Origin of the sequence: Bremerella volcania (assembly GCF_007748115.1) — a bacterium.
GTDB classification, from domain to species: Bacteria; Planctomycetota; Planctomycetia; order Pirellulales; family Pirellulaceae; genus Bremerella; species Bremerella volcania.
The window spans coordinates 2,462,399-2,478,135 of the sequence record NZ_CP036289.1 but is presented as its reverse complement, the minus strand read 5'-3'; the positions used below and the strand labels follow the sequence as shown (position 1 = coordinate 2,478,135).

At 55.5% G+C, this 15,737-nt stretch carries 10 protein-coding genes; 8 read left to right on the top strand and 2 right to left on the bottom strand.

Features of this window, described 5'->3' with window-relative positions; translation table 11 throughout:
- Nucleotides 1-23: 23 nt before the first annotated feature.
- The 5 genes from Pan97_RS10100 to Pan97_RS10080 all read left to right on the top strand — a co-directional run bounded on the left by Pan97_RS10100 (nucleotide 24) and on the right by Pan97_RS10080 (nucleotide 8,541).
- Nucleotides 24-2,183 (top strand): hypothetical protein, encoded by a 2,160-nt coding sequence (locus Pan97_RS10100; protein ID WP_144972157.1) that lies wholly within the window; start codon nucleotides 24-26, stop codon nucleotides 2,181-2,183.
- 12 nt (nucleotides 2,184-2,195) lie between these two features.
- Nucleotides 2,196-2,717: a tetratricopeptide repeat protein gene (locus Pan97_RS10095; RefSeq protein ID WP_144972155.1), complete on the top strand. Its 522-nt coding sequence runs from the start codon at nucleotides 2,196-2,198 to the stop codon at nucleotides 2,715-2,717.
- Between the two features lie 55 nt (nucleotides 2,718-2,772).
- The gene (locus Pan97_RS10090; RefSeq protein WP_144972153.1) at nucleotides 2,773-3,882 is read left to right on the top strand and encodes a tRNA-queuosine alpha-mannosyltransferase domain-containing protein; all 1,110 of its coding nucleotides are present in this window, start codon (nucleotides 2,773-2,775) and stop codon (nucleotides 3,880-3,882) included.
- 149 nt (nucleotides 3,883-4,031) lie between these two features.
- Nucleotides 4,032-7,079, top strand: a complete 3,048-nt coding sequence (locus tag Pan97_RS10085) for a PSD1 and planctomycete cytochrome C domain-containing protein (protein ID WP_144972151.1) — start codon at nucleotides 4,032-4,034, stop codon at nucleotides 7,077-7,079.
- Between the two features lie 49 nt (nucleotides 7,080-7,128).
- Nucleotides 7,129-8,541 carry a DUF1501 domain-containing protein gene (locus Pan97_RS10080; protein WP_144972149.1) on the top strand — a complete coding sequence of 471 codons (1,413 nt, stop codon included), beginning with the start codon at nucleotides 7,129-7,131 and terminating at the stop codon, nucleotides 8,539-8,541.
- A 15-nt stretch (nucleotides 8,542-8,556) separates the two neighbouring features.
- Here the strand turns inward: Pan97_RS10080 and Pan97_RS10075 are convergent, their stop codons facing one another.
- A complete protein-coding gene (locus Pan97_RS10075) occupies nucleotides 8,557-8,949 on the bottom strand; it encodes a hypothetical protein (protein ID WP_144972147.1) in 393 nt (130 codons plus the stop codon).
- A gap of 867 nt (nucleotides 8,950-9,816) precedes the next feature.
- Between Pan97_RS10075 and Pan97_RS10070 the strand changes: the two genes are divergently transcribed.
- The 3 genes from Pan97_RS10070 to Pan97_RS10060 all read left to right on the top strand — a co-directional run bounded on the left by Pan97_RS10070 (nucleotide 9,817) and on the right by Pan97_RS10060 (nucleotide 14,557).
- Nucleotides 9,817-10,944 carry an ISAs1 family transposase gene (locus Pan97_RS10070; RefSeq protein WP_144970136.1) on the top strand — a complete coding sequence of 376 codons (1,128 nt, stop codon included), beginning with the start codon at nucleotides 9,817-9,819 and terminating at the stop codon, nucleotides 10,942-10,944.
- A gap of 213 nt (nucleotides 10,945-11,157) precedes the next feature.
- On the top strand, nucleotides 11,158-13,110 hold the full coding sequence (locus tag Pan97_RS10065; RefSeq protein WP_144972145.1) for a di-heme-cytochrome C peroxidase: 1,953 nt from the start codon (nucleotides 11,158-11,160) through the stop codon (nucleotides 13,108-13,110).
- Between the two features lie 52 nt (nucleotides 13,111-13,162).
- Nucleotides 13,163-14,557 carry a hypothetical protein gene (locus tag Pan97_RS10060; protein WP_144972143.1) on the top strand — a complete coding sequence of 465 codons (1,395 nt, stop codon included), beginning with the start codon at nucleotides 13,163-13,165 and terminating at the stop codon, nucleotides 14,555-14,557.
- A gap of 110 nt (nucleotides 14,558-14,667) precedes the next feature.
- Here the strand turns inward: Pan97_RS10060 and Pan97_RS10055 are convergent, their stop codons facing one another.
- A complete protein-coding gene (locus Pan97_RS10055) occupies nucleotides 14,668-15,702 on the bottom strand; it encodes a DNA/RNA non-specific endonuclease (RefSeq protein WP_144972142.1) in 1,035 nt (344 codons plus the stop codon).
- Nucleotides 15,703-15,737: the final 35 nt, after the last annotated feature.

Genomic DNA, 15,737 nt, shown 5'->3' with positions numbered 1-15,737 from the left:
TCCTCAATCGACATGGAAGTCGAATGAAAAAACTCCTTATTCTAACGCTGCTGCTTGTCAGTACCTCTGGCGGGATTGCCTTGGCAATCTTCCTGGAGTCGTGCGATATGTCTCAGTGGGAACTCCCCAAGTTTCTCGCCCAGCACACGCAAGCTGCTGAGCCTGTCGAGCCCAAGTCAGAAGTCGCCGTCAACAACCCCAAGGTTCCTATCGATCCGGCGGTATGGCCAGCCTCTCAGGTCGAATTGGAACCCCGCGTCACGCAGCAGTTCGACCTCGAAGTGATCAAGAAAACGTTGCAAGACTCTCAAGCCTCGCAGCAGCAGATGGTCGATACCCAAAATCGCTCGTGGGAAGTGCTCAACAAGGCGATCGACTCCATGCGGGAAGTCGCCACCTCCAAAATGGAAGCCGGCCCACCTCCACCGCAAATCACACCAGCCCCGCAAACGCCAACTACCACCACGCAGGCTCCGTTGCCCGCAGAAGAAGTTCCTTCCGCCGGACCGAACCAGGATCTGCTGCCGCGTCCCTCGCAGCCGCGGATTATCCCCGACGAAGGGGACGACAAGCTCACCATTGTAATTCAAGACAGCGACATTCGTGAAGTCTTGGAACTGCTTAGCGAACAAGGGCAACTCAACATTCTGCCCAGCCAAAGCGTACAAGGAACGGTCTCTGCTTCGCTGACCAAGGTCGACGTTCGCACGGCACTGGCCGCCATCTTGCGTTCGACCGGCTATGTCATGCAGCAGGAAGGGGACTTCATCTATGTCGGTACGCCGGAAGACATGGTGAACATGGAGAGACTGCATGACCACATCGGAACACGTATCTACCGGCTGAAGTACGTTCGAGCCACCGAAGTCCAAACGCTGATCACGCCCATGCTCACCGAAAGTGCCGGCTCAATCAGTATTTCCACCGAAGCCAAGATCGGCATCGCCCCTGACTCGAACAACCCAGGCTCCGACGACTACGCCGGCGTTGAAACGGTGATCATTCGCGACTACGAACAAAACCTCGCCAAGATCGATCGAGCCATTCTCGAAATCGATTGCCGGCCGCTGCAAGTGGCGATCGAAGCAATGATCCTGAGCGTGCAGCTGGACGACTCTCTCGACATGGGCGTCAGCTTCGAAGCCCTTCGCCAGAACAATCAAATTCGTCTGATTTCAGGGTTTCCGCCACAGAGTCTGGCCTCATTGGACCTCACCGAGGGGGGCCTCAAACTTGGCTATTTAGATGCCAACTTATCTCTGTTTGTTGAAGCCTTGGAAACGGTCGGTGAAACCAATGTGATTGCCGCTCCGCAGCTGCTGGTGCTGAACAAACAACGGGCCGAGATCCTGATCGGTGAACAGAAGGGCTATATCAGCACGACCGTCACCGAGACGGCCTCGACCCAATCGGTCGAATTCCTGGAAGTCGGTACCCAACTACGTATCCGCCCCTTCATCACCAACGATGGCATGGTTCGCCTGGATGTGCATCCGGAAATCTCAACCGGCGAGGTCCGCGTCGAGTCGGGCCTCACCATTCCTGATAAAGAAGTCACCCAGGTCACCACGAACATCATGTGCCCTGACGGCCGAACGGTTGTTATTGGTGGTCTGATTAAAAGCAGCCAAACCAAGGGCGCCTTCCAGATCCCTTACTTAGGCAGCTTGCCTGGGGCAGGGCTCCTGTTCCGGCAGAAATCAGAAGAACTGGAACGCCAGGAGCTGATTGTTCTGATCACGCCACGAATCGTAGACCCGAATCACATATCCGAAGACGGCGAGAAGGCCCGCGATCTGTTCGAGCTTCAACACGAATACAGCGCCGACAAGATGAGCCCGCTCAGCAAACGGCATATTGGCCGCAACTACTATCGTCTGGCCACATCGGCCTGGGCGACCGGCGATGCCTACTCCGCGCTGCGTTACGTCAACTTGGCCATTCACTACGACAATACCCTGCTAGAAGCGGTCGCTCTGCGTGACGAGATCACCACTCAGACTGGACTGGGAGACCGCACGGTTCACTCCCACTTGAAAGAAGGGCTGGCTCCGTGGAATCATCCCCACGGCGTGGAAGTATCTCCGTGGCACCTCGATCAGATCGAAGCAGGCCCGCCAATCACGTCGGGATACCAGCCGCCACAAGTGATTCCCAATCCACGGATTGTTCCCCATCAATAGTTAGCACGCACTATGTCCAAACGTTTGGTCGCCTTGTTGATCCTGACTGCCTTGGCTGCTCAAAGCATCGGCTGTGCCATTTCGCCGACAATCCGCGAGGCGTTCATGGACCCCGGCAAGGAGCAGCGCGAACGAAAGGAAGAGATCAATCGACTTGTCGACCAACGGCATGTTCAAACCCGCCTGCAAGCGGCCTCGGCCATGCTCGATTCCGGTCGCTATACGGATTGCGAACGAGTACTCGCCGAGATCGAAAAGATCGATCCCAACTGCAAAGAAATGTACTTGATCCGCGGCGAGTCCCTCATGGCACAAAACAAGTTTGCCCAGGCCGCAGCTCTGTACGAGAAGGTTCTTTTAACGCACCCGGCGGACGCCAACCTGCATCACTTGCATGCGATGGCGCTCGAGTTCTCGGGCGATTCGGTCGCCGCAATGCTCGCCTTCCAAAGGGCCGCCGAACTTTCGCCTGACAGTTCATTGATCCAGCTGAGCCAGATTCGCGCTGACGCCTCTGGCACGACCAGTCGCTGACCTCTAAGCTACGGGCGAATCTGTTTTCGTCCATCTTATCGTCGCGCCGCATGTCATGAACATCCTCGCACTTGAGCCCTATTACGGCGGCAGCCATCGTGCTTTCCTTGATGGCTGGATCGCGGCAAGTCGGCACACATGGACTTGCCTGACACTGCCGGCTCACCATTGGAAGTGGCGCATGCGACACGCGGCGATCACCTTCGCCGAAGAAATTGCCAACCGACGGGACGACCACTTCGATCTCATCTTCTGCAGCGACATGCTCAACCTGGCCGTCTTTCGCGGCCTTGCTCCACCGCATATCGCGCGGCTGCCGGTTGTCGTCTACTTTCACGAAAACCAGCTTACCTATCCCGACGCCTATCGTACGCAGCGAGACTACCACTACGCGTTTGATAACTTTCAAACCCTTCTGGCAGCCGACCAGGCATGGTTCAACTCCTCCTATCATTGCAATGAATTCTTCGAGCAGTGCCGGGCATTTCTCAAAAAGTTCCCCGACTACACGCTGGAGGATCGCCTCGATCACGCCTACGAGCAAACGATCGTCGCATCGCCAGGATTACCAGAAATCACCTGTCAGCAGCGAGAACTCAACTTCCATTGCCCACACATCGTCTGGGCGGCACGCTGGGAAAAGGATAAGAACCCCGAAGGCTTCTTCCAGGCTCTCTACCAGCTCAAGGAAGGCGGCTTCCCATTCCGCTTGAGCATTGTTGGCGAGTCGTTCCGTGATTCGCCGCCGATCTTCAACGAGGCCCGCGAAGTTCTGGCCGATCACGTCAAGCAGTGGGGCTTTCTCCCCAGCCACGACGACTACCTCCGCCTTTTGACCACAAGCGACATCTTCGTTTCAACGGCTGAGCATGAATTCTTCGGTATCTCCGCCGCCGAGGCGATCCTCGCCGGGAACCTGCCGGTCCTTCCGCGCCGCCTGGCATACCCGGAACTTGTCGATGACCAGCCCAATCTTCTTTACGACGGCACCACAGCCGGCCTGATCGCTCACCTGCACGCGCTATGGGAAGTCGACGCCTTCCAACAGGCCGCAAGACATCAACAGTCTTTGGTTGCCCAGAAGCTCGATCGACTTCGGTGGTCTCAACTTGCGTCCGTCTATGACGAGCGTCTGGCATCTCTCGTCGAAAACCCGAGGTCCTGACCCGCGTCGTTGTCACTTTCATTCTTTTGACAACGTGACCGTCTTATAGTAAGCTGCGCTCGACACCCAGCCCGATTTGCCATGCCCCTTAACACTCATTCTGTTGTTTGGCACGCCTCAACCCCGCCCTCTAGAAGATCCATTCCCATATGAATCGATTCTTGAGTTCGCTTGTCACGCTGCTTCTCTGTGTTCCTGCCGCATGGGTCTATGCGGAGGAAGATCCGCAAGCGATTGCGATCAAGTACTCGCGCGACATTAAGCCTCTGCTATCCAACAGTTGCTATACGTGCCATGGGCCTGACGAAGGGACTCGGGAGGCCGACCTTCGCCTGGACGTTCGTGACGTTGCGACCGCCCATGCGATTGTGCCGGGCAAACCGGACGAAAGCGAGTTGCTCGCCCGAATCGCAAGTGACGACGCGGATCTCCAAATGCCTCCAGCCGAGTCGAATCGTCCGCGGCTTAGTTCCGAAGAAGTCGATCTCATTCGAAAGTGGATCGCCCAGGGAGCCAAATACGACGAGCATTGGTCCTATGTTCCCGCAAAGCCACGCGAGATCCCCGAAGAATGTCGTTCATCTCCGATCGACTACTTCATCGACAAGCGTCTTGCCGAGAAGAACATTACGCCCGGGAAGAAAGCCAATGCGAGAACGTTGATTCGCCGACTCTTCTTCGACTTGAATGGCCTTCCGCCGACTTCCGCGGAGGTGGCCATCTTCGAGGCCGATCCATCCGACGAAGCTTACCGGAAGTTGGTCGACAAGCTGCTCGCCTCACCTCGCTTCGGCGAACGCATGGCCATCCATTGGCTGGACCTGATCCGCTACGCAGACTCAGTCGGCATCCATGGCGACCAGGAATGGAGCATGTCCCCTTACCGCGACTATGTAATCCAATCCTTCAACAAGAACAAACCGTTCGACCAATTCACCATCGAACAACTTGCCGGCGACCTGTTACCAGGCGCCACGCGGGAGCAGAAGATCGCCTCAGGCTACAACCGCTTGAACATGATCACGGCGGAAGGGGGCGCCCAAGCCAAGGAGTATCTGGCCAAGTATGCCGCCGATCGCGTACGCACTACCAGCACGGCCTGGCTTGGCGCCACTATGGGGTGCAGCGAATGCCACGACCATAAGTTCGATCCTTACACGCTCAAAGAGTTTTACGAGTTCGCCGCGTTCTTCGCCGACCTGGAAGAGCGGGGCGTTTACAGCGGCAGTAGCCGGACAGGCAACTGGGGACCTGAGATCATGGTTCCCACCGGGGAACAGCAGCAGCGGCTAGAGCAACTCGACCAGCAAATTGCCCGTCTTGAAAAAGAACTGGAAACCGACACGCCTGAACTGGCCAAGGATCAAAGCCGATGGGAAGCGGAACTACCTAAGACCACCACCTGGCAAACGCTTGAACCGACCAGTCTCACGTCGAAGCCTGAGGTGGGCTGGAAGAAGCTTGATGATGGATCGCTGCTGACGACGGGGGCCAATCCCGAAAAACCAACTTACGTACTAGGGTTTTCGGTCGATCTCCCGAAGGCGACGGCCATTCGACTCGAAGTCTTGCCGGACGATTCTTTGCCCGCCAAGGGACCAGGCCGGGCTGGAAACGGTAACTTCGTCCTCAACGGCTTTCAACTCTCGGTGGATGACAAGCCGGTCGAGTTGAAATCGGTCACGGCATCGCATGCCCAGGATGGTTGGCCGGCAAGTGGCTTGTTGTCCGAGAATCCGAAGGATGGCTGGGCCATCTTGCCGAAAGTAGGCCGGGCCAACGAAGTTGTCTTTGTACTGAAGGAAGACCTGACGTTAACTTCCGCCAGTAAACTTACCGTCACGATGACTCACAACTACGGTAGTAGCCATGCGATCGGACGATTTCGCATGGCAATGGTCGATGCCCCACGTCCTGTTCTCGCTGGCCAGGGCGTGGGCGTTCCTGCCAAGATCCGAAAACTCGTCGAATTGCCTAGCGACAGACGAAGCCCCGAACAACAACAAACCTTGGCAGCATACTACCGGACGATTGCTCCACGGCTGGATCAAACCCGAAAAGATCTCGCCGAACGCAAGAAAGATCGAAAACAACTTGCCGATTCGGTCACAACGACACTGGTTTCCGTTTCGACGAATCCCCGAACGATGCGTGTCTTGCCGCGAGGTAATTGGCTGGATGACAGCGGAGAGGTCGTCCTGCCAGGCGTGCCAGGCTTCCTGGGATACGATCTAGAAACCGGCGAGCAAAGAGCCACGCGTCTCGACCTTGCCAAATGGCTGATCGATCGCCGCAATCCACTCACCGCACGCGTCTTTGTGAATCGATTGTGGCAACTCATGTTCGGCCGGGGGCTAGTCACCACATCCGACGACTTCGGCTCGCAGGGATCGGTGCCAAGTCACCCAGAACTATTAGACTGGCTGGCAGGCGAGTTTGTGGACAGCGGCTGGAATGTAAAGCACATCATTCGCTTGATCGTTCTCTCGGATGCCTATCAACGGACCTCGGCGCGAACGCCTAGCCAAAAGGAAAAAGACCTCAGCAACTCGCTCCTGGCAGCTCAGTCGTCGTTCCGACTGCCCGCCGAAATGATTCGAGACAATGCCCTGGCAGCCAGTGGGCTGTTGGTCGAAAAGCTGGGCGGCGAGAGTGCTCGTCCGTACCAGCCGGCCGGTTACTGGTCTCACCTGAACTTTCCGACTCGTGAGTATCAGCGCGACCATGGCGACAATCTCTATCGCCGAGGGCTCTACACGCACTGGCAGAGAACCTATCTACATCCGAGCCTGGCGGCATTCGACGCTCCGACACGTGAAGAGTGTACCGTTCGTCGAAACATCTCCAACACACCACAGCAAGCGCTGGTGCTAATGAACGATCCAACCTACGTCGAAGCGGCTCGGGCACTGGGTACGCTGCTGATACGGCAGGGGGGCGATTCGCCGCGAAACAAAATCAACTTCGGCATGCAGTCCGTTCAGCAGCGGAACGCTTCCGAGGAGGAAGCCAGAATCCTTCTCGAAATCTATGAAAAACACCACGCCGAATATGCAAAAGATATTGATGCAGCCCGTAAGCTGTTGGCAGTAGGTGAGTACCAGGTTCCCGAGGATATCGATCCCGCCAACCTGGCTGCGTGGATTTCGGTGAGTCGCGTCCTTTTGAATTTACATGAGACCATTACTCGTTATTAGTACCGCTCATCCTGGCACCCCATTCGATTCATTCCCCTCAGGCGATCGCATGTTCCACAATTCCGAAGCCGCTATTCGACAGACAAGACGAACCTTCCTGGGGCAGGGCATGGCCGGACTAGGTTCGGCGGCGTTAGCAACGCTGATGAATGCATCCTCGGCGCGTGCGGACGACAAGCCTGGCCCGTTCCCCAACTTCGCCCCCAAGGCGAAGCGGGTCATCGTCCTTTGCCAGGCAGGCGGCCCTTCGCACCTGGAGACCTTCGACGAAAAGCCGGAGTTGAAGCGGCTCAACGATCAACCGATGCCAGAGTCGTTCACCAAGGGGCAGCCCATCGCGCAGCTTCAAGGGAAAGCCCTCAAGTGTTACGCACCGCGATTCGACTTCAAACATTACGGCAACTCGGGACAGACGATCGCCTCCCTTTTCCCGAAGATGGGTGAAATCGCGGACGACATCTGCATCATCAATTCGATGGTGACCGAGCAGATCAATCATGACCCGGCGCATACGTTCATGAACACCGGCACATCGATCTCCGGCCGACCCTCGATGGGCTCGTGGGTGCAGTATGGTCTGGGTAGCGAAGCGGATGACCTGCCGGGCTTCGTGGTTCTCACCTCGATTGGCAAAGGGGGGCAGGCCCAACCGATTGCTGCCCGGCAGTGGCACAGTGGCTTTCTCCCCAGCCGTTACCAAGGCGTCGAATTTCGCTCGGCTGGCGATCCGGTTCTTTACGTCAACAGCCCGCCAGGCATTACCACGGGCCGTCAGCAGGACGTGTTCGATGCCGTCAATCAAATGAACAAGCTGCGACAACCAGCACTGGACGATCCGGAGATTGCCACCCGGATTGCCCAATACGAACTTGCCTTCAAGATGCAAACCAGCGTTCCGAGCTTGATGGATATCTCTGGCGAACCGCAGCACATTCTTGATATGTATGGGACGCAAGGGGCCGATGGAACCTTTGCCGCGAACTGCCTGCTTGCGCGACGCCTGGCCGAGCGGGGCGTACGTTTCGTTCAGCTCTATCATCGCGGCTGGGACCACCACGGCGGCATCGAACGCGGCATGCAGATCTGTGCCTCGGAGGTCGATCAGGCATCGGCCGCTTTAGTGACCGACTTGAAACACCGAGGCATGCTGGACGATACGCTGGTGGTCTGGGGTGGTGAATTCGGGCGAACCCCGATGGCTCAAGGAAGCGGCCGCGACCATCACATCAAGGGCTTCTCGATCTGGATGGCAGGCGGCGGCATCAAAGGAGGCATCAAGCACGGAAAGACGGACGACCTGGGATATAACGCAGTTGAAGACATCGTCCACGTCCACGACTTCCACGCCACGATGCTGCATCTGTTAGGCATCAACCACGAGAAGCTAACCGTTCGCCATCAGGGAAGAGACTTCCGTTTGACCGATGTGCATGGACACGTCGTCAAAGACATTCTGGCGTAAGCTAGATTGAGCTAATCAACTTAACCCCGCCGCTCCGCGAAGCTGAATGAGTCCTTCGGACCACCTGAGAAACAGTGCTCGGCGTGGCACAGGGTCCGTGAACACTCGGACATCCATGATCGATTTGCGGAAGTCGTGGAGGACAAGTCCAAATAGTTGATCGTATTGCGGCGAGGGCTCTGGGGCATCGCTTTCTTCGTGGTCGACCCGCACGCGGCCCTTAGCCTCAAAGCGATAGATCTGCACCCAGCCCGGCCGCTCAATCGCCACCAGCCGTACACCCGACAAGGCAGCCGTCCGGCCATAGTAACCCGCCTGGTCCAGATGCTGACGAATGGAATTCTCCATCTCCTTGTCGCCGACCCAGTCGTTCCACCACAGGGCCACCGATTTAAGCCAGGAACGCATGCGACATACCTTTCCCATGATTCTTTGCGTTTTGCGCCGCGGATCGTCGACATCTCACGATGGCCGTATTCCGTTGCTCCTTCTCATAAGACCGAGATTGCCTCGCTTTAGCAACGTTCATGGTGCCGACAGCCGCCACATGACTTGCGCACGCATCCTACTCTAGCAGTGCAATTCGACACGACTCTTCGGCTGATTACTGACGAAATGTCGTGCACCCGATTCACGCTGGCCAAAAGCCAACACCACATGAACGCTGCGTGATGCGTCACTACGACTTTCTCAGGAGAGAACGTGTTTAGTTTCGTCGTTAGCGTGCTCCACTAACAGGGAACCTTTTATTGATGTCTGCGCATAAAATCGAATGCTTCTGCCAGCCATTTCGCCACGAATTCCGGGACTTCCGTTGGTCGCCCCTATCGGATTGGGTGCGCAGACGTCAATAACTTGTAATTCGGTTGTCATATAACTCTTCAGAATTTTTGCCCATTCCTCCCATCCCTCTGAAGTCCACTCATATTGCTGTCCCACGCACCCGTCTGCGCTTCTGAACGCACGACGTATGCAATTCGCCAAGTGGTGTGAGGAATTCGCCGTGGTTTTCCGACGCGTGCTCGCAATTCGCCAGGACGTAGCTTTGAGTTCTCGATCCAGACGAAAACCAGTATTGCTTCTCGGTGAAATTCTCTTACCAACGACACTCAGGACTCAATTTCCCCTGCGGCTGATCGTATTATATCTGCTTAGGGAAGGCCCCACGGCGATTGCGCCATGATGGGTTATCTGCGACACTGAGGCAATGGCGGTCAGGCGATTTTGTGACGGAGGTTGTCGCGGCCTGATCCGGTGTTCTCAGGTGCCTTTCTCATGTCGTCACGTTCGCCTGTTTCCCTTCAAGAGTGCTTTGCCGATCTGACCGATCCGCGGACTCGCAAGGTGACTTATCCGTTAACGAATATCGTGACCATCGCGCTGTGTGCGGTGATGAGTGGGGCGGATGATTTTGTGGCTATCGCCGACTGGGCCGAGATGAAGAAGGAGTGGCTGGGTAAGTTCCTTGATTTGAGTTCCGGCATCCCTTCGCACGATCGCTTTAATGCGATCTTGGCTTCGCTGAATCCGGCTGAGTTTGAGAAGTGTTTGCTGACTTGGATCACCGCCTTACACGAAATCACCGACGGGCAGATCATCGCGATTGACGGCAAGACGCTGCGGCGGAGTTTCGACAAGGCCAGCAGCAAGGCGGCCATTCACATGGTCAGTGCCTGGGCGACTGCCAATCATGTGAGTCTCGGCCAGGTAGTAACCGACGCGAAGAGCAACGAGATCACCGCCATTCCCAAACTGCTTGAAATCGTCGAGGTTTCCGGCAGTTTAGTGACGATTGACGCTCAAGGTTGCCAACAGGACATCGCTCAGAAGATCGTCGACCAGGGAGCCGATTATTGCCTGGCCGTGAAGCGCAATCAGCCGACCCTCCACGATTCGATCGAAGATTTTTTTGTCGCGCAGCAGGAAAGCAATTTCAAGCGAGCCAAAGTACACCGTCACGAAACGCACGAGAAAGGGCATGGTCGCGAGGAGTCGCGTTCCTATTATATCTGCCCTGTGAACGACGAGATCATCACACGAGATCGTTGGTCGAACTTGAGGGCGATCGGGATGACGATCAATATCGTGAAGCAAGGCGGGAACGAGACGAGCGAGGTGCGATACTATATCCTGAGCAAGTACCTTTCCGGCAAGCGTTTCGCCGAGGCCGTTCGCGGTCATTGGGGCATTGAAAACAGCCTGCACTGGCAACTGGACGTGACGTTCGGTGAAGATCAATCTCGCATCCGCAAAGGGCACGCCGACGCCAACTTTAGCCTGCTACGAAGGACGAGCCTGAGCCTGCTGAAGAACAACAAGACAGCCAAGGTCGGCGTGAAGAACAAACGATTAAAATGCGGCTGGGGCGATGACTACCGCATGGAAGTCCTGCTGGGACGGTGAGTTATGGTGCAATCGCCGTGGGGAAGGCCCACGTCAGTGAAACCGTGCGCATATGCCCTATCCGCAACTTTGCAGCCTCGGTGACCTTCTCAAACGTTTGCTAAATTTTCACTGAAACATGGATGACTATATATTTTGTTATGATATATTCATCGTCCGCATGATGAACTACTACAGCCCATATTCGCCTCAGTTCCACTGCGGAGTTGCAACATGATGACTCACCGATTCCTCGTCTGCCTGGCATGGCTCTTCATGGTGGGTCTTGTCTCAGCTCAGGACGCCAATCCGCGTTTCATTGATGCTGATCAATATCAAGGTTCGATCGCTACCCTTGATCAGAACTGGACTGATGAGGAATCGAATTGGTTCTACAACGTCGCTCAAGGTTCGCGCCTTGTGCCGTATCAGTGGATCATCTGCCTGGAACAGGCCGATTCGGAAGAGCCGTTGATGAGCGGAAAGCACGTTCGCGAACTGGGTTACATCCCTAGAGTCGCCTCCGCGGAGAATCCTGACGCTCTCCCGATTGGCTTTGTGAAGGATGCTTCTTACGACAACGCAGTGGCCGGCATGGGCATCACCTGTGCGGCATGCCATACAGCCGTCATCCAATACAACGACAAGACGTACCTGGTGGATGGTGCCCCGGCGATGGGAGACTTCGAGGAGTTTCTCCGGCGAATGGTCGCTGCGCTGAAGAAAACCAAGGAGGACCCTGACAAGTTTGATCGCTTTCAAGCCAATGTCCTTGGAGCTGACAGTACCCAGGAAGCCCAGCAGGAACTACGCGGCCTCATGGACGTCATCATCCATGAACGCGAAGGCTACAATGCTCGCAACCTTTCGCATAGCGAGGACAAGCGCTTCGGACACGGCCGCGTTGACGCTTTCGGTGCCATCTTCAACGAGGTTTCCAGTACGTTCCTCGGAATCCCTGAGAACGTGCGTCCCGCAGATGCCCCGGTAAGCTATCCGTGCCTTTGGGACGCCCCCCAGCATGACGTCGTCCAATGGAATGGAGCAGCTCAGAATCGGGAGTCCCCGCTCGGACTAATTCTATTCGGCGAAAAGAAGGTGGGGGCTTTGGGACGAAATACTGGAGAAGTCTTAGGCGTCTTTGGGCATGCCGACGTCCCCCAGGGCCTGGAACTCTTTCCCAAACGATACGAGTCAACGGCCGTCAAAGATCATCTTCGGGAAATTGAAGATACGCTGACGACGCTCTGGTCTCCTAAATTCCCAGGCGAAATTGACGCAGAGCGCCGTGATCGCGGCAAACTTGTATTCGAGCAACACTGCGTAAAGTGCCACGAACACATTGACAGGACGGACCCGAATCGCAAGGTGGCCGAAAAGCGTGCAAACGTTGGCACGGACATTACCCTCCTGAAGAATTTCGTCCGCGAGGGGAAGACGGGGCCTTTACGAAATCGCCAGAAATCAATCTTGAAACTGGATCGTTTTGGAGAAGAAGACCAGGTCTCCCTGATCCTCAAACATGTCGTGGAAAGGGCGATGCTGAAAAAGCTGAGTCTGCAGGAAATAGAAGCGGCTATTCAGCAGATCAAGGCCCAACTTCAACAGAATCCTCAGCTGCTTGCCGATCTTACGCCTGACTTTCAGAATCGTGCGATTGCGGTGATCGACGGACAGGAACGCACGATCGATTTCAATCAACTGCTAAAAGCCGTAAGTGAAGCCCAGCCCGGCGAGATTCAGGATTTGCAAAACACGATTTCCCGTTTGACGGAAAGTGGAGCCGCGAGCGAAACGCTTGGCGGGGCGAATTTGCGTGTTTTGCAGGAGGCGACCGGGCAGTCGGTCGGGCTGGAAGGCGTGCCCACCTCGGCCCCGCAAAACACGACGATCAATCTAACTTACAAGTCGCGCCCCCTGAACGGCGTCTGGGCAACCGGCCCCTACCTTCATAACGGGTCGGTCAGAACATTGGCCGAACTACTGAAAAAGCCAGGGGATCGCGCCAAGACCTTCCACGTCGGGAGCATTCAACTCGATACGGAAGGGGTCGGTTTTATCGACGATCCTGCCTACCCCGTCTTCGATACAGAAGTCCCAGGAAACAGCAATCAAGGGCATGACTATGGCGGGGAATTGATGGAAGAAGATAAGCTCGATTTGCTCGAGTACCTCAAGTCTCTTTAAGTGATTCGGCAGGCGATACGTTTACTCTTACTCTGTACCAAGGATGTTCGTGATGCGCAAGCCCTGGAATTTAATGTTAACGCTAGGATTAATTGCTTCGCTGGGTGTGACCGCCTCGGCGCAATCGCCGCAACTGGATAGCTGCGATGCAACTTGGCTCTGGCCCGTTCCGACCAATGCCGCCGAAGCGGACCGCCTGATCGATATGGATGAACTCAAAGCGGAGGATGGCTCCGCGGTACTTTCCGATCAATCGTTCGCCGATCTGCTTGCCGCGGTCGACAGCGGCGCGGCTTCCGTATCCACGGGCAGCAATCAAAGTAGCAAGATCGAACTAAGCTCTGCCCTTCGCGAGCGAGGCAACTGGAAGATCGCAGGTATGCGGATTGATGCGACTGCCCCCGGCGGCCATGGAGACATTCGGGCCGTCTATGGCGAATTACCGCAGATTCGTTTGATTCTTCAGCCCGTGACGGTCAACGGCATGAATTGCAAGGTTCACGATTTCGCGATGCATGTGGTTTATAGTTTTCCCAAGCCTAATACTCGTCCTTCTGAACCAGATGAACCTAAGTTTCGAGAAATCCTGGATGACTTTCTCGCGCTCAAGAAAAAATGTGAAGACGCCGGCGTCATGACGACGGGCGCCAAGCTAGGCATTCATCCCGGATTAAAGAATAACGCGATCGACGGACTAACCGACGACGTCCAGGCGATGCTGAAAAAATATTTGCATGACCATCGCTTGTCGGCGTTGGCGATCATGGGGCTCGACCCACCGGAACCGTGGATTTTCATGTCTCTCTTCCGCCCCCAAGGACCAGGCACAAACTTTGTCGTCTTCCCTATTCCTGTATTCAATGATCCTTCCGCCACCGATGATGCCGACAAACGCAAGACGGCTCAGATGCTCACGTTCCGTGCCACGCCCCATATTCTGCCCGTCGCACAAACGGACAATCTCAGTCCAATCGCCCACAATCCTAATCTTGGGAATCTTTTTCAAGTACCTTTGCATGAACGCAAAGGAGTTTCGATGTCCGAATTTTTCTCCAACAATTTCGCCGCCGATCTCGATGCTCCGGCAAAGGCTGGAGTCGCAGCAGATGGCAGCCCAATTCTTGACGCACAAATGAAGAACAAGGACATTCCTGATTACATAGCAAACCCGACAAAATGCCATTTCTTCAATACCGACTGCTTGAGCTGCCATGTCGAGTCGCAGCGACGCGAGAAATTCAACCTTGCCCCGAGCAGCTTCGCATTCGAGTGGCCAGCAGGAATCGCGGAACTCGATCCCGGCGTGAAGCAGACGACCCAATGGAACGTCCGTAACCTGGGTTGGTTCCCTCGCGGAGGATCGGTCGCTCCAACGATCTCGCAGCGGACTGCCAACGAGACGGCCGAGGCCGTTAGCTACATCAACGAAAAATACCTTGCCGACTAGAGTAAGTCGGAAGCAAAAATGACGAAGCCCGAACATGCTGCGAAAGATGGCGTGCTCGGGCTTTTTTCATGGGAAGTGACCATCCCGCTGGCCAACTCGGCCGCTACGATTTATGCGTCCTCGTGCTGATCCCACTGCTTGATGATTCCAAAGCTGAATAATCCCCCCATCAAATCTTCGATCTCTTGGATGGGTACCATCAGATTCTTCCAGGCATCAGGCACAACAAACTCAGCGTGAAGATTCACCGGCGCCAAGTCCTGGTCGAGAATAAAGCCATATGCTTGCGGGTGACCATTCTCTTGAGCAATGATAATCTTCCAGTAAGCCTCCGGAATCTGCACGGACACCGGTACTCCGCTTTTCACGAAGCCATCGAAGAACTTGTCGTCTTCGGAAAACACAGGGCCTGCCAAAACACAGACGCGTTCCGTTTTCGACTGCTTTTGGACCATGTTCTCAAGAGCGCCCCAATTGAAGTCACTGAACCTGGACTGATTGAAATCAGCCACTTGTGGCGAGCAGTTGGTCGTGTGGAACGTATCTCCATTGCCATTCTGCATCTCTTTGAAAGAGTCCCCCCAGGCAACGTCATCACGGCGGACGAGATGCCCTCGATCGAACGCTCCTCCGTCCTTCATAAAAAAGTGATCCGGCAATTGATGATCAAATAGTATTCGCGGATCGGTCACCCAGTCTTCCCGCTCGTTCCCCGTAAACCCATTAAGCTTCTTGCGGGTTGGCTTCTTGCCATTGATCTTGCGTTTCTCGTCCCGCCAGTCGACGTTGGCAGCGGTAAACATCGCCAATCGCCGCTTCTTATGCATTACCAGAGAAAACTTCGTGTAGTGCAACACATGGGAACCATCTTCCAGCTTCGCTACATTTTTCATCCCCTCATCCGTCAGCTCAGGCAGAGGAACCTCGCCGAACGAAAGAAAGTTGGCTTGGTACCCTTTTCGCTCCCCCAAGTTAGGAGCCATCACGGGCACTTTTTCTTGGGGCGCGGCAACCGCTGAAGGCGAGACTTTCCCCGTCACAGGAGGCGCCGTCGGCATGCCCCCAAGCGAAATGGTGATGTTGAGCGGAACGGAAATGGTGATGGCGTTTTGATTAACCACTGACAAAGACTTATCAGCATCCATAGCATGAAACCTCAAATGACTTATTGGGAAGATTG

Coding starts and splice junctions, on each gene's coding strand:
- Pan97_RS10090 (WP_144972153.1), top strand. CDS start 2,773: ATGAACATCCTCGCACTTGAGCCCTATTACGGCGGCAGCCATCGTGCT.
- Pan97_RS10080 (WP_144972149.1), top strand. CDS start 7,129: ATGTTCCACAATTCCGAAGCCGCTATTCGACAGACAAGACGAACCTTC.
- Pan97_RS10085 (WP_144972151.1), top strand. CDS start 4,032: ATGAATCGATTCTTGAGTTCGCTTGTCACGCTGCTTCTCTGTGTTCCT.
- Pan97_RS10070 (WP_144970136.1), top strand. CDS start 9,817: ATGTCGTCACGTTCGCCTGTTTCCCTTCAAGAGTGCTTTGCCGATCTG.
- Pan97_RS10095 (WP_144972155.1), top strand. CDS start 2,196: ATGTCCAAACGTTTGGTCGCCTTGTTGATCCTGACTGCCTTGGCTGCT.
- Pan97_RS10055 (WP_144972142.1), bottom strand. CDS start 15,702: ATGGATGCTGATAAGTCTTTGTCAGTGGTTAATCAAAACGCCATCACC.
- Pan97_RS10100 (WP_144972157.1), top strand. CDS start 24: ATGAAAAAACTCCTTATTCTAACGCTGCTGCTTGTCAGTACCTCTGGC.
- Pan97_RS10060 (WP_144972143.1), top strand. CDS start 13,163: ATGCGCAAGCCCTGGAATTTAATGTTAACGCTAGGATTAATTGCTTCG.
- Pan97_RS10075 (WP_144972147.1), bottom strand. CDS start 8,949: ATGCGTTCCTGGCTTAAATCGGTGGCCCTGTGGTGGAACGACTGGGTC.
- Pan97_RS10065 (WP_144972145.1), top strand. CDS start 11,158: ATGATGACTCACCGATTCCTCGTCTGCCTGGCATGGCTCTTCATGGTG.